The organism is Litorivivens sp. (genome assembly GCF_041624475.1).
Lineage (GTDB): Bacteria > Pseudomonadota > Gammaproteobacteria > Pseudomonadales > Spongiibacteraceae > Litorivivens.
In genome coordinates, this window is sequence record NZ_JBFJUX010000004.1 from 183,367 (window position 1) to 197,562 (window position 14,196).

Genomic DNA, 14,196 nt, shown 5'->3' on the forward strand with positions numbered 1-14,196 from the left:
CCAGAAAATGAGATAATCGCGCGCTTAATTTTTCAGGTTAACAACGAATACCGATGAGAAAAGGCATTATTCTGGCGGGAGGCAGCGGCACGCGTCTCTACCCCTTGACCAAGGCGGTCAGCAAGCAGCTGATGCCTGTTTACGACAAGCCGATGATATTCTACCCACTGTCTACGCTGATGTTGGCGGGCATTCGGGATATTCTGGTGATTACCACCCCTCAGGATGCCCCGCATTTCCAGCACCTGCTAGGCGATGGCAGCCAATGGGGTATCAACTTGCAGTACGCAGTGCAGCCGAGTCCGGATGGGCTGGCCCAGGCTTTTATTATCGGTGAAGACTTTATCGGTGGTGACAGCGTGTCGCTTGTTTTGGGCGACAATATCTTTTATGGCAGCGGCTTTGGTGCGCAATTGGAGGCCGCCAGCAAGGCCGAGCAGGGCGCAGAAGTGTTTGGCTACTACGTGGATGACCCCGAGCGCTATGGGGTGGTCGCCTGTGATGAGCAGGGTAATGTCACCAGTATTGAAGAAAAGCCTGTGGAGCCAAAGTCAAACTACGCTGTCACGGGCCTCTATTTCTATGACAACAATGTTGTAGAGATTGCTCGCAGTATCCAGCCCTCGGCTCGCGGTGAGCTGGAAATTACCGACGTCAACAATGTTTATCTCGCGCAAGGTAATCTTCGGGTCAATTTTATGCCCCGCGGCACGGCCTGGCTGGACACCGGAACCCACGAGTCCCTGCTTGATGCGGCTAATTTTGTTCGTGTCGTTGAGGCCCGTCAGGGGCTAAAAGTCTGCTGCCCGGAAGAAATTGCCTGGCGTAAGGGCTATATTTCCACCGACAGCCTGCTGGAAATTGCCCGCGAGACCGAGAAAAGCGGCTATGGCGCTTATCTTCGGAAGATTGTACAACCCGGAACGCCCCAATGAAGGTCCACACAACCCCAATTGATGGTTTGCTGCTAATCGAGCCCAAAGTGTTTGGCGACGAGCGCGGTTTTTTCTGTGAGACCTGGCAGGCCAAACGCTATCGCGAGGCCGGCGTTGAAGGCATTTTTGTGCAGGATAATCATAGCCGGTCGAGCCAAGGCGTCCTGAGGGGGCTGCACTATCAGATTCAACAGCCGCAGGGGAAGCTCGTCAGAGTGACCCATGGCGAAGTCTTCGATGTTGCGGTTGATATGCGCCGCTCTTCCGCCACCTTCGGGCAGTGGTATGGGGTTGTTTTGAGTGGCGAAAATCACCGTCAGATTTGGGTGCCGCCGGGTTTTGCGCACGGCTTTTATGTGATGTCCGAATCGGCGGATTTTCACTACAAATGCACCGACTACTATGCTCCCGAGCACGAGCGTTGTCTGCTGTGGAATGATAAGGCGGTCGGTATCGAATGGCCTCTGGTTGATGGGAGCGAGCCCGAACTATCGGCAAAGGACAGAGTCGGCTTGCCACTTGAGAGCGCTGAGGCATTTATCTGATGCGCGTTCTTGTTCTTGGCCGCAGTGGTCAGCTTGCTCAGGCACTGCTCGCGACCAGACCGTCTGATACTGAGGCGCGGGCTTGGGGCCGCACTGAGCTGGATCTGTGCGATACCGGGCGTATTGAGGCGGCGATTCAAGGCTTTGGCCCCGATGCGATTATTAACGCCAGTGCCTATACAGCGGTTGACCGCGCGGAATCGGAGCCCGATCTGGCGCGAGCGCTAAACGTGGATGCGGTCACTGAAATTGCCAAGGCCGCCCGCGTATTGTCTGTTCCCCTTGTGCATGTTTCAACGGACTTCGTATTTGATGGTCATCAGTCGAAGGCTTATGCCCCGGAAGATCCGTGCAACCCCTTAGGTGTCTACGGCCAGACCAAGCGTGAAGGTGAATTAGCGCTGCTACAGGCTTACTCCGCAGCAGCCATCGTCCGCACCGCCTGGGTTTACCGGGCGGGCTCCGCCAATTTCATGTCGACCATGCTGCGCCTGATGGGTGATCGGGATGAACTGGGAGTGGTCGCTGATCAGATCGGCGCGCCAACTTCGGCGGATAATCTGGCTTCTGTGCTCTGGCGTGTCCTGGATCGGAAACTGTCGGGGGTTTGGCACTATACCGATGCGGGGGTGGCTTCCTGGTACGACTTTAGCTGCGCGATATACCGTGAGGCAAAACGTGCTGGCGTGCTGAACCGTACCGTCAGTATCAAGCCGATTAGCACTGCAGACTACCCGACACCGGCAACGCGACCGGCGTTTAGCGTGCTTGATTCGTGCAGCTTGCGTGACGCGACAGAATGGCCGGCTATTCATTGGCAGTCCGCTCTGATTGAGCAGATTTCAAAACTGAAAGAGAATTAGTAGAGCAGATAGATGTCACGAAAATTATTAGTTACCGGCGGCGCCGGTTTTATCGGCTGCAACTTTGTTCACTACTGGCTTAAGAGCCATCCGCGCGATGAAGTTGTTGTTCTGGACGCGCTGACCTATGCGGGAAACCGCGCCAGTCTTGCTGCCGCTGAAGACAATCCGAGCTTTACCTTCGTTCACGGTGATATCAACGATACTGCACTGGTGGAAAAGCTTCTGCGCGAGCGCTTATTGGATACCATCGTCCATTTTGCGGCAGAGAGTCATGTCGATCGCTCGATTACCGGGCCAGACGCTTTTATTGAAACCAATGTGCTTGGTACCCACTCTTTGCTGAAAGCCGCCCGCACTGTCTGGCTGGCAGGGGATGGCGTCCCGCACCGCTTCCACCATGTCAGTACCGATGAGGTCTACGGTTCGCTGGAGCCGGATGCGCCGGCCTTTACTGAGCAGCATCAATATCAGCCGAATTCACCTTACTCGGCCAGCAAGGCGGCTTCAGATCACCTTGTGCGTGCCTACCACCATACCTATGGCTTGGAGGTGACTACCAGTAACTGCTCGAATAATTACGGGCCGTTCCACTTTCCTGAAAAGCTGATCCCGCTGGCAATTACCAATCTATTATTGGGGAAAGAAGTTCCGATATACGGTGATGGCAAGAATATCCGCGACTGGTTGTATGTAGAGGATCATGCACGCGGTATAGAGGCGGTACTGGAAAACGGGGTTTCCGGAGAAGTTTACAATATAGGTGGTCACAATGAGTTGGATAACTTAACTTTGCTTGAGGTGTTATGCAAATCCCTTGACCGGAAGTTTGCCGATGATCCTGATCTGGCAGGTCGTTACCCGCTGGCCCCGCCCGCCAAGGGGTTACCATGCTCAAGTAAACTGGTTTTCGTCAAAGATCGCGCTGGCCATGATCGACGATATTCCATTAACGCCGAAAAATTGCGCCGTGAGCTTGGCTTCGAGATAGCCGTCTATTTTGAAGAAGGTGTTTCAAGAACAACGGATTGGTTCTTGGCCAATCCGCAATGGTGGCGGCAGCAATTGTGAGGATTGTGGAGTTTTTGGGTTGCTAACTCGGGGGTTAAAAATAGCGCGCTTTGCCGCTGGCGATCTTCTTTGGAAAGTTGCCAATGTGGTGGTTTTGGCTGTTGCTGCAAGGGTTTTGCCGCAAGAGCAAGCTGGCTTGGTTGTCCTTTCTCAGACGGCAAGTATGATTCTGCTGTCGCTCGGAGACCTGGGGTTTCGCGCTAGCGGAATCCGTTTGATATCGCTGGCACAGAACAATGCCCGTGAAGTAGTGCGTGTGGTAATGGTGCGACGTGCTCTTTCTGTGTTGATTGCGGGGTTGCCGGGCGCACTTGTCTGTAGCGCATTGCTGGTTGACGATATTTCCGCATTTTTTAGCTTGGCGTTACTCCTGATTGCGTATCTTCCTTACTTTTTTTCCATGGACTGGGGGTTGCTTGCGCTGGGGCAAACAGGACAGGTTGCGATAGCGCGCGGTGCCTATGGCCTAGTGTTAATTGCTTTTGCAGCGCTCGCACTTGTTTTTGATGTTAATCTCACTTATTTCGCTTTTATGGTGCTTTCAGGTTATGGCGTCTTCGCCTTTATCTGCTGGTACTTCCTGAAAAAGCATACCGCGTATTCGGTTTCCATTGATGGCAAGCATGAGGGCGTCACTAAACTTAATGTCGGGGCAGAGCTGGCTTGGACCGCATCTATAGCATTAGCGAGCTCATTTGCAATTAATACTATTTTTCATTCACTTGAAATTCTTCTGGCTGGTGCTTTCCTGGGGGAAAATGAATCCGCATTGTTTGCGGCGCCATTCAGGCTGGTTTTTAGTATTTATGCTGTGGGCTGGATTCTGACACAGTATTTCTCACCGCATTTTGCGCGTCTTTTAAACGGTGAATTGAAGTCAAAGCTTCGATTTTTCGTTGTGTTTTTTTTCTACGGAACGATTGCATCGGTCGCAACTTTCCTGCTCGCGCCATGGCTGACGACTATCGTGTATGGAGATGCATTCCCAAATGCGGCAGTCGTAATGCAATGGTTGGCGCCGACGATTTTGCTCGATTCGCTCGTTGCGTGCCAGGGAACGCTTCTTGTTATGCATAACCGTGGTCTGGCCTCGGCCTTTTCGTTAGGTGCAGGCTGCTTGGCATCTCTAGTTGTTTTTCTGATGTTTCGGGAGCAGGGTATAGTCGCGGTGGTTGCAGCGAAGTATGCTGCGTACATTGCCTTGTTCTCCATGCAAACAAGTTACATTTTACGGCCTCAGGTAAGAGCATCTGTCTGAGATCAAAAAGGTAGACGATATGAGATATTTAACTGGTAGTTCCCGTGAATTATTTTGAGCATTACAAAAGAGTCAATAACCTATCTGAAAGTGGTCGCCAAAGTCATTGGGGGCCATTTGAACGGACAATTGGTCGGTTTTTGCCGGAAGCTAAAGATGTCGGTGTAATCGATGTTGGTTGCGGAGCAGGCATTTTGCTCGAGTGGTTGTCAGTTAAGGGTTATAAAAACTGCACCGGCCTAGATAGGGATGAGGGCCAGGTGGCGTTCAGCCGTTCTTTGGGCTTTCAGGCTGAGCAGGTGGATGATACAGCGGCTGCGTTATCTGCATACGAAGATATGCAGTTTATTATCTTCAAAGATGTTCTTGAGCACATGCCTGAGAATGAGGTGTCGAAAGTTCTAGAGGCAGCGAGGCGTGCACTTTCGCCGGGCGGGCGAATTTATGTTTCTGTCCCTAATGCCGCGGCCTCCTTCGCTCCATATTGGAGGTATAACGATGGCACGCATCTTCGGAGCTATACCTCAGCTGTTCTGGGGCTTCACCTCGAGATGGCAGGATTTCGGGTAATTCATGTGGGCGACGATGATACTTTGTCGTTTTCCAGCCTAATGGGAATTGGGCGACTGCTGATTCGGACGCTATTTCGGTGTGTCAGGCGTATTGAGGCAATTGGGGAGTTTGGAAGTGATGGGGTTCGAATGCCGCTCGGTTTGAATTTGGTAGTGGTGGCCGAAAGTGATGGAGAGTAAAACCCTGGTGGTTGATCTTTGCGGAACTCTTGTCAAAACCAATACGACACACGGCCTACTACTATTTCGAGAAATGCCATTGTTACGGCGAGCGGTGGCCCATTGCCTGTTATCGCGGCCCGCAACTATAGTGCTGACTCGCTTGTCTGGCGACGTGCAGAGGCGATTGCTTGTTCGTCTTCTTATGGGGCTTGCAGAGTTTGATCTCCAAGCAATAGCAAGAAGCTATGCCCGCTCTGCTTTACAAAATTTGCCTCGTAAAGAGGTTTTAGATCGAGTTGTTTCCCATAAGCAAGCCGGTGGTGAGCTTTACCTAGCAAGTGCATCTTTGGATGTGGTTGTTAGTGCGTTTGCTGAGCTTCTTAACGCTGAGGGTTATGTGGCGACGCGGCTTAGATATACCGGAGATTACTGTCAGGGCGTAATTGAGCGGGATTCGACGGGAAACAAACTTGCAGAGCTCCGTGCGCTCCCCCATTTTGATGGTAAGGATTTCGAAGCTATTACCGACAATCCAGAAGATGAGGACCTGATGCAAGCCGCTGAAAAGTTCTGGTTTATTGAAAATGACTAGTAGAGCGCTAAAAGAGCTCATTCCAGGGTTGTATATGGTAGCTACCCGCTATCCAGGTTTTGTTCCGGTAGTGGGGTTTGTTTGGTTAGAGTTCTTGCCGCTAACAGTAATATTGTTTTTGGAGCTTGGCTGGAAAGCACTATTTTACCCTTTGTTTCATTATGCATTCTTGGCTCTTTATGAAGTAGGGTATTTGTACAATGATAGGGCGAAAACTTCGGTGGAGCGTCCTGAGCGCGGGTATAGAAGTAATTCCAGTGGCTATGTTTTCTGTTTTGTCATTGTGAGAGTGCAATTTCTTCTGATAGTCGCAGTTGTTGGTGGGCTGTATGAGTCGGCGGCGATTTTGCAATATTTGGTGTGCTCGGTCGCAGTGTTAATGCTTCTATTTGTGCACACTTGGGTTGGGGAGCTCTCGACTCCATATTCAAATGCTCGGTTTGTAACGTTTAGTTGGCTCGCATTCTTAAAATATTTTCCAGCGACATTGTTATTTTTAAGTTTTGATCGGGCTTTGGCGATACTTGTCCCGGTATTTATTGTCTACGGTAGTGGTCGAGTGGTGGCCTATATTCTTTCAAAATGTGGAGCTGAAAGAGATAGTGTGGCCGACGGTCCATTATGGTTTTTCTGTTCGCTGCCGGTTTTGTACGCGATCTCAGGTAGCTTGGATTATGGTTTGGAGTCTAAAGCGTTGATTTATGTGTTTGGTTCCTATTACTTGGTGTCTTGGGCGAGAAAGTTGATGTTTGGCAATGACTCACAAAAGGTTGTGAGTTAGATGCTTAAATTTTCTCTTATTCTGGCGACGGTAGGTCGACGTGAGGAGGTTGCTAGATTTCTTTCTTCGCTCGATCTGCAGGGCTACCCCAAGCTTGAGTTGATTGTTGTAGATCAAAATGATGACGACCGTGTTCGTTCGTTGCTGGACGAGTATAGCGGTCGTTTTGAGATCGTATATCTACAAAGCCAGAGAGGACTGTCCATCGCCCGCAACAAAGGTTTGAACTATGTAAGTGGCGATATCGTTTGCTTTCCCGACGATGATTGCTGGTACCCTCAGGGGTTGCTTGATAGTGTCTCAGCTGTCTTTGAAAAAGATCCTCGAGGGATTCTGGCGGGTCAGAGTATTGATGAAAACGGAAAATTTTCTCAGCGTAGTTGGCCGGTCACCCCTGAGTCTGGCAACAAACTGAATGTATGGAAGCTGGCAATATCCTACACAATTTTCATGCGCAAGGAGTGCGTAGATAGTGTGGGGGAGTTTGATGTTCGGTTGGGTGTTGGTGCTGGTTCACCATGGCAATCTGGTGAAGAGACGGACTACTTGATTAGAGCGATGTCCGCAGGCTGTGAGTTTGCTTTTCAGCCTCACATAAAAGTATATCACCCCCAAAAAGTTACCTCTTATGGTGATGGTGACATAGCAAGGGCACGAAAGTATGGCGAAGGGATGGGTAAAGTATTAAGAAAACACGCTTACCCAACCTGGTTTGTTATGTATATGTTGTTGCGTCCATTGGGTGGTTTCGTCATTGCTTTGCTTAAGCTCAATATAAAGCAAGCCAAATACTATCGATCGGTGATGACGGGGCGCTACTTGGGGTGGCTTAGCGGTGAGTAGGTTTAGCATGAGGGCGGTCGCTTTTGATGCTCGATGGAGTGGTGCTCATGGTATTGGGAGGTTTTCATCTGAGTTGGAAAAGGGTATCGAATTTGGGCATGTAGTGCCGCATATATGTTCCCCGACCAATCCCGTGGATTGCCTTATCCTATCGCTATGGCGTTTGTTTAATTGGCATAGACTTACTTTTTCGCCCGGGTTTAATGCGCCGATATTTGGTTTGTCTCGCTATGTTTTTACTGTTCACGACTTGAATCATATAGAGTTCCCCCAGCGTAATCTAATGCACCTGCTCTATTACCGTTTCATAATCAGGCGCGCGTGTCGAAAATCTGCGGCGATCTTGACAGTTTCAGAGTACTCAAAAAAAAGAATCGTCGAATGGGCAAAAGTAAAGTCTGAAAAGGTCACAGTTGTTGGGAATGGTGTTTCGCCAATATTCCAACCGGAAGGTAAGAGTCATCAGCCGGGATATCCCTACTACCTTATGGTGTCTAATAGGAAGCGGCATAAAAATGAGGAGTTAACGCTAAAGGCATTTGCCACAGCCAAGGTGAATGCAAATTCAAGAGTCTTGATCACCGGGCATCCAACGGAACAGTTGACAGCGTATTTACGTGAGTTAGGACTGGAAGATCGTGTTGTTTTCCTTGGGCGTTGTAGCGACGATCAGCTCGCGACTTATTATAGAGGCGCGTCCGCGCTTTTGTTTGTTTCTCTTTATGAGGGGTTTGGGCTGCCTGTTGTTGAAGCAATGGCCTGTGGCACGCCTGTTATCGCATCAAATGTATGCTCTTTGCCTGAAGTGGCTGAAGATGCCGGTGTTCTGGTGAATCCTCGGAGCCTCAATGAGATAGCTGAGGCAATTGAGAAGCTCGAACACAATGTTTCTGGCGTTCGGGAAATTTTAATTAGAAAGGGGCTTCGGCGTTCACAGTACTATCAGTGGGATAGCGTGGTGAAAAGGGTTTGTGCTGTGCTGGATGTGCTTCAATAGCGCATGATTGAGCGAGAATCTAAAGAAAAACTAGGGCCGAGAGGCTTGCGGCCATATCGTTCACTATTGGGGGCGTGCTTGTGCGTTTGTCAGTCCCGGCGCTCAAACCATTAGAAAAATTGGTGGGAAACATTGAAAGTTGCGATTGTACATTACTGGTTGGTTGGCATGCGGGGTGGGGAGAAAGTTCTTGAGGAGTTATTAGATGTCTTCCCGGAAGCTGATGTGTATTCTCACGTGATTGACGAAAATGCGGTTAGCGAAGCGGTTCGGCGACGCTATCGGGGGAGCAGCTTTATTAACAGACTGCCCTTTGCTAAAAGGCTCTACCAGATTTACTTGCCATTTATGCCGCTCGCTCTTGAACAGCTGGACTTGCGTGGTTATGACTTGGTTATATCCAGCGAGTCGGGCCCTGCCAAGGGTGTGATCGTTGATCCTGAGGCCTTGCATGTTTGCTACTGCCACTCGCCAATGCGCTACGTTTGGGATATGTACCATGATTATAGGGAGCGCTCCGGTTGGCTCAAGAAACTATTTATGCCCTTTTTGCTTCACTATTTGCGCATGTGGGACGTATCGACGGCTCAACGAGTCACGTATTTCGTAGCTAATTCAGGCTACGTTGCCAGCCGTATACGCCAGTATTATCACAGGCACTCTGAGGTGATTTTCCCTCCCGTCGCGGTAGATGAATTTGATGTGGTTGGCAGGAAACAGGGGTATTATCTTCTGGTTGGCGAGTTGGTGTCCTACAAGCGCGCCGACCTGGCGGTGAGCGCGTTTGCTGAGAATGGCAAGTCGCTTAAAGTGGTTGGGGGCGGTGAGCAATTCAAGGAACTCGCTGCTCACGCAACCCCCAATATAGAGTTTCTTGGGAAGGTAGAGTTTGAAAAATTAAAGCACCTTTACGCCGACGCTGAGGCACTTATCTTTCCTGGTGTCGAAGATTTTGGCATGGTGCCAGTAGAGGCAATGGCTTCGGGAACGCCGGTTATTGCTTATGCAAAAGGCGGCGCACTGGAAACGGTGAAGGAAGGCGTGTCCGGTCTGTTCTTTACCGAGCAGAGCGTCGAATCATTGAATGAAGCCGTAGAGCGGTTTGAGACTGGGGCGGTTGATTTTGAACCGGAGAAGCTTCGGGAATACGCACGCCAGTTCGATAAAAGCCATTTTAGATCGAAAATCACAAACTTTATTAATGAAAAAATGGTGAAGAAGTAAATCATGATAGGAAATACGAGTAGTCGAGACCATTCCAGCTTGGTAGTTCTCCTGACGCAGCTCTCCGACATCGTGGTGATTTCGCTGGTTGCTTTGTTGCTTTACGTCGGGTTCCCTCTGGTTGACGCTGATCCCAGAGAGTACCTCTATTTGACTTTGCTGGCGGTGCTGCTTACTGGAGTTATTTTTACCCAGTTGGGCTTATACCGCGATCATCCGATTGCGCTTGGCTCGACATTTGGCGGCTGGTTGCTTGTCTTTCTTTTATTATCGCTGTTCCTATTTGTAACCAAGACCAGTGATCACTTCTCACGACTTTGGTATGGCTCCTGGTTGGTTTTCGGCTTTGTTGGCGTTGAGGCGGGGCGGCTTTCAGTTAATTCGCTGGTTCGTTATCTGCGGCGCAAAGGTATCAACCGTCGCCGAGTTGTAATTATTGGATATGCGGAGATAGGGCGCAGTGCGCTCGAGAAGCTCTCGGATTCTGGGGTGACCGGACTCCAAGTTGTGGCCTATTTTTCTGATGATCAAGAGAGTTGTCCTGGGCTTAATGTTCGCGGTCCGGTCGACGCGGCTCTGGACTTTGTAGAACGGAATGATATCGATCAGGTTTGGATTGCGGTCCCCTTTGTGCGTGCCGCAGAGTTAGAAAGAATACTCGAGCTGTTCAAGCATTCCATGGTGGACATCAGGCTAGTGCCTGACCTTTATGGCTTCCGTCTTTTGAATCACTCAACTAGCGTTGTTGCAGGCTTGCCTGTCGTTAATCTGTCAATGAGTCCGATGGACGGATTGAATCGGGTGATCAAATCTGTGGAAGACAAAGTTTTATCGGCCGTGATACTGCTGCTTGTCAGCCCTCTGTTACTGGTGATAGCGCTTGGCGTAAAGTTGAGCTCACCGGGCCCGGTTTTTTATCGACAGGAGCGCGTAAGCTGGAATGGCGGCCGCTTTTATATGCTTAAGTTCAGGTCTATGCCAGTAGATGCGGAATCTGAAAGTGGTGCGGTGTGGGCAAGGCCGGGGGATAATCGATCGACGAGATTTGGTGGGTTTCTTCGTCGTACCAGCCTTGATGAGTTGCCTCAGTTTATCAATGTGCTAAAAGGAGACATGTCTATTGTGGGGCCCCGGCCTGAGCGCCCCTACTTTGTTGACAGGTTCAAGGAAGAGATTCCTGGTTACATGCTGAAGCACAAGGTTAAAGCTGGCATTACCGGTTGGGCGCAGGTCAATGGCTGGCGTGGCGATACTGACCTGCAGGCTCGCATTGAGCACGACCTGTACTACATAGAGCATTGGTCCTTGCTGTTTGACCTGAAAATTATCGTGTTGACGTTGTTTCGAGGGTTGGTTCACCGGAACGCTTACTAGCAAAACCATCGCAGGCCATTGCTATCCCGGCACAAAGCCATAGTAAATGCCAGAACTCTGTTGGTCGGCTTAAAATGCCGCGAGACTCAAAAAACTTAACGCTCACGGAATAGATAAGCAAGGCGAGTAGGCATTTCCCCATTGCAGTGTTGCGTGCTCGCCAGCCACAGCTTGCAAGAGTCGATAAGAAGGTAAGCCAAAGAAACCCTCCAACCAATCCCCCTTCGAACAGCACTTCCAAATGTATATTGTGAGCATCGTAGAGCTCTTCGCCGCTGCTGACATGCAGAATGTATTCGGCGCCGAATCCATGTCCAAACCAGGGTTCTTCGAGAATCCACTGCAGGGTTGCATGCCATATCTCGAATCGCTGGGAAAACCCTCGAGAAATAAACAGCTCTGCATATGGTGCCAGCATAATGGCTGCACCGACGGCCCCTATAACAGCGATGATTTTAAAATTCCGAATATTCGGAGTATCAAAAAACCAGTAGCCAGCAGTTACCACCAGTGCAAGTAGGGCTGAGCGAGACTCTGTTAGCAAGACGCCGTAGAAGACGCCGGCCAGAAGGCAGGCCAGCACTATACCGGGCATGTCGACACCTTTGTAAGAAAGGCGTTGAAGCATGACGTGGGTTCCCAATACGAGAATCGCTCCGAGTAGTGCGCCGGTAAGGAGATAGTGTAGGCCTGCGTTGGCACCCCGGAAGCGATCGCTGAGGTAAGCGGTCTCGCCAAAATACAGTTCGTTCACTGCCAGCCAAATTACGCATAGCACCACGCAGCAGAGTATCGCTTTTTCAAGATGCGCAGGTGAGAAGCGGCAAACAGCGTAAACCCCGTAAACAAAAAGTAAAGTCTGAACCATTCGTTTAAGGTAGTGCCCGGGCTCTTCAGCAATGTCTGACCACAACGTGGAGATGACCATATAGGCCAGAAAAATGGCCAGCGATAGAAAGACGGGCGAGACTAGCCCTCTAAGGCTATCGCTCCTGCACCACAGGGTGTAGAGAAGATGCAACAGGCACGGAAAAAGAAAGGCCAGATAAACAATAGTGTGGTGGGCGCTGCGCGATGGTGCGATGAACCAAGCGCACATAAAAACATAGAAGCCAGCCACAAGCGCCCCCTGAAGTGCTGCTGGTACAGCTGGCCGGGTTAAAGTACTGTTGTTCATTGGATTAGTCGGCTATGCGACCGGAAATGATGCTCTTTACGTGCTCTAGGTCGTTCCACTTGCGGCTGTTGAATATTTTTTTTACGTCCTCTACCACAGCATCATAACCGTAGCGTGGGTGAGCGTCATGGACAGCCACTCTGGCACCGGGGGCGAGGTAGGGTTCAAAGTCCTTGAAATCCTGGTAGGCCTGCTCATGATTGCCGTCGATCCACAGAAAATCAATCTTGATTGAGGCGTCCCAGTTCCTGGCGGCTTCTTGAGAGTAGCCTTCTATCAGTTCGAACATGCCGGAGAAACCGTTAGCATCTAGACGCGAGGCAACGAGCTCTTTAGTGGGCTTCTGCTCTAGCGGCACACAGTTGTCTGTTAGCTCCGCCTGCTTTTCCAAGTCCGAGTTAAACGGGTCGATAGCGAAGATCTTGCCATGCCTTTTTTGCAAGCCATTGAGCAAGTAGCTCGTGGAGAGACCGCCGTAACAGCCGATTTCAACGACAACGCCATTCTCAGGAATCTGGGAAGCCCACTGGGTCAGCATGCCGGCTTCGGTATGCCGAATCATGCCGCCGTAGGCTTTTTTGTCGTACTTGCGGCCATAAACCAGTCCTGCCCAATTGTGGTAAAGCGGGCGTGAAAATCCGCTGATGACTTTGGGGCCGGATTCCGACCAGGCCTTTTGCAAAAAGCTGTCTACTGTCATGTTGTAGTACTGTCCTGAATCATGCACTGTCAATTAGGCTGCCTATTCTAGTGGAACTTCCCTATAATTTCGCGCAGTTTTTATGAATGTCCGGCGTAAAGGCCGGCTCCGGTATCAAGTGGTGGGCTGACGTGACAAGCAGTTTAAGCAGAATGTGTGGACGCGATGCGTGGCTGGCTCCGGAGTTGGGCTGCGAGGGTGACCCCTTTGCTTATGTTGAGGCATTAGAAGGAAGGGTCTTCCGTGCGATGCCCGACCGCACCACGCTACGCTTCGAGCACGGCGGAAAGGGTTATTTTCTAAAGTTTCACCGGGGAGTTGGGTGGGGTGAAATACTAAAAAACCTGCTGTTTTTCCGCTTGCCCATTTTGGGTGCAGAAAATGAAAGGGCAGCCATCAAACTGCTTGCTGAGCGGGGTGTCGATACAATGACCGCGGTGGGCTTTGGCACGGTCGGCTGCAGCCCAGCCAGTCGGCGTTCTTTCCTGATCACTGAAGAAATTGCTGACGCACCCAGCCTGGAAGAAGTCACTGCCGACTGGGGTGAGATTCCTCCCCCGGCGAAAATTAGAATCCGCCTGATCAGGGTGGTTGCCGGTATGGTCAAGGAGATGCACGAAGCGGGCGTCAATCACCGGGACCTCTATCTGTGTCACTTTCTCCTGCAGCGAGGCAATCTGGGCAACCCTCGCCCCGCGTTGATCGATCTACATCGGGCGCAGATTCGGAAAAGCGTTCCCCTGCGCTGGAGACGTAAGGACCTAGCAGCCCTCTATTCGTCGGCCGCACATATCCCTCTAAGTGATCGAGACCTGCTGCGTTTCCTGCGGGTCTACTTTGACCGTCCCTTACGGGATGTATTCAGCCGTGATGGTCGAGAGCTCGACCGCATCCGCAAGGCGGGCGATGAGTTGCGCAAAAAGTATTTAAGGAAGTACCACAGGCCGGCGTGATGTGGTCCATACTTTCTAAGGGTAGGGGGCTAATCCTGTGACATGTCCCGCAAAAAAAGTAAATATGCACATTCCTCGTATTGTGTAAAAATCCCATCTCGCTACCATTCACCTCCTACTCCTTCAATAACCCAATTTTGGTACTTCTG

At 50.6% G+C, this 14,196-nt stretch carries 15 protein-coding genes; 13 read left to right on the forward strand and 2 right to left on the reverse strand.

Features of this window, described 5'->3' with window-relative positions; all coding sequences use genetic code 11:
* Positions 1–47: 47 nt before the first annotated feature.
* The 12 genes from rfbA to ABY734_RS07410 all read left to right on the forward strand — a co-directional run bounded on the left by rfbA (position 48) and on the right by ABY734_RS07410 (position 11,217).
* Positions 48–935, forward strand: coding sequence for a glucose-1-phosphate thymidylyltransferase RfbA (gene rfbA, locus ABY734_RS07355; RefSeq protein WP_372778351.1), 888 nt, complete (start codon positions 48–50; stop codon positions 933–935).
* Complete coding sequence (rfbC, locus tag ABY734_RS07360; protein WP_372778319.1) at positions 932–1,480, forward strand: dTDP-4-dehydrorhamnose 3,5-epimerase; 549 nt, start codon at positions 932–934, stop codon at positions 1,478–1,480. Before rfbA ends, rfbC begins: the two co-directional genes overlap by 4 nt.
* On the forward strand, positions 1,480–2,343 hold the full coding sequence (gene rfbD, locus ABY734_RS07365) for a dTDP-4-dehydrorhamnose reductase (RefSeq protein ID WP_372778320.1): 864 nt from the start codon (positions 1,480–1,482) through the stop codon (positions 2,341–2,343). The genes rfbC and rfbD overlap by 1 nt, the downstream gene beginning before the upstream one ends.
* A gap of 12 nt (positions 2,344–2,355) precedes the next feature.
* The gene (rfbB, locus tag ABY734_RS07370; protein ID WP_372778321.1) at positions 2,356–3,414 is read left to right on the forward strand and encodes a dTDP-glucose 4,6-dehydratase; all 1,059 of its coding nucleotides are present in this window, start codon (positions 2,356–2,358) and stop codon (positions 3,412–3,414) included.
* Positions 3,344–4,672: a hypothetical protein gene (locus tag ABY734_RS07375; RefSeq protein WP_372778322.1), complete on the forward strand. Its 1,329-nt coding sequence runs from the start codon at positions 3,344–3,346 to the stop codon at positions 4,670–4,672. The genes rfbB and ABY734_RS07375 overlap by 71 nt, the downstream gene beginning before the upstream one ends.
* A gap of 44 nt (positions 4,673–4,716) precedes the next feature.
* Positions 4,717–5,424 carry a class I SAM-dependent methyltransferase gene (locus tag ABY734_RS07380; protein WP_372778323.1) on the forward strand — a complete coding sequence of 236 codons (708 nt, stop codon included), beginning with the start codon at positions 4,717–4,719 and terminating at the stop codon, positions 5,422–5,424.
* Positions 5,414–5,998 carry a haloacid dehalogenase-like hydrolase gene (locus ABY734_RS07385; RefSeq protein WP_372778352.1) on the forward strand — a complete coding sequence of 195 codons (585 nt, stop codon included), beginning with the start codon at positions 5,414–5,416 and terminating at the stop codon, positions 5,996–5,998. Before ABY734_RS07380 ends, ABY734_RS07385 begins: the two co-directional genes overlap by 11 nt.
* Before the next feature lie 34 nt (positions 5,999–6,032).
* Positions 6,033–6,779, forward strand: coding sequence for a hypothetical protein (locus ABY734_RS07390; RefSeq protein ID WP_372778324.1), 747 nt, complete (start codon positions 6,033–6,035; stop codon positions 6,777–6,779).
* A complete protein-coding gene (locus ABY734_RS07395) occupies positions 6,780–7,622 on the forward strand; it encodes a glycosyltransferase family 2 protein (RefSeq protein ID WP_372778325.1) in 843 nt (280 codons plus the stop codon).
* A gap of 73 nt (positions 7,623–7,695) precedes the next feature.
* Complete coding sequence (locus tag ABY734_RS07400) at positions 7,696–8,619, forward strand: glycosyltransferase family 4 protein (RefSeq protein ID WP_372778326.1); 924 nt, start codon at positions 7,696–7,698, stop codon at positions 8,617–8,619.
* A gap of 132 nt (positions 8,620–8,751) precedes the next feature.
* Positions 8,752–9,843 (forward strand): glycosyltransferase, encoded by a 1,092-nt coding sequence (locus ABY734_RS07405; RefSeq protein ID WP_372778327.1) that lies wholly within the window; start codon positions 8,752–8,754, stop codon positions 9,841–9,843.
* Between the two features lie 3 nt (positions 9,844–9,846).
* The gene (locus tag ABY734_RS07410; RefSeq protein ID WP_372778328.1) at positions 9,847–11,217 is read left to right on the forward strand and encodes an undecaprenyl-phosphate glucose phosphotransferase; all 1,371 of its coding nucleotides are present in this window, start codon (positions 9,847–9,849) and stop codon (positions 11,215–11,217) included.
* Here the strand turns inward: ABY734_RS07410 and ABY734_RS07415 are convergent.
* Positions 11,168–12,394 carry an O-antigen ligase family protein gene (locus tag ABY734_RS07415; protein ID WP_372778329.1) on the reverse strand — a complete coding sequence of 409 codons (1,227 nt, stop codon included), beginning with the start codon at positions 12,392–12,394 and terminating at the stop codon, positions 11,168–11,170. The two genes, ABY734_RS07410 and ABY734_RS07415, sit on opposite strands and share 50 nt — an antisense overlap.
* 4 nt (positions 12,395–12,398) lie before the next feature.
* Positions 12,399–13,094, reverse strand: coding sequence for a class I SAM-dependent methyltransferase (locus ABY734_RS07420; RefSeq protein WP_372778331.1), 696 nt, complete (start codon positions 13,092–13,094; stop codon positions 12,399–12,401).
* Between the two features lie 152 nt (positions 13,095–13,246).
* Here ABY734_RS07420 and rfaP point away from each other — a divergent pair, with 152 nt between their 5' ends.
* Entirely contained in the window at positions 13,247–14,047 is an 801-nt protein-coding gene (rfaP, locus tag ABY734_RS07425; protein WP_372778353.1) for a lipopolysaccharide core heptose(I) kinase RfaP, read from the forward strand.
* Positions 14,048–14,196: the final 149 nt, after the last annotated feature.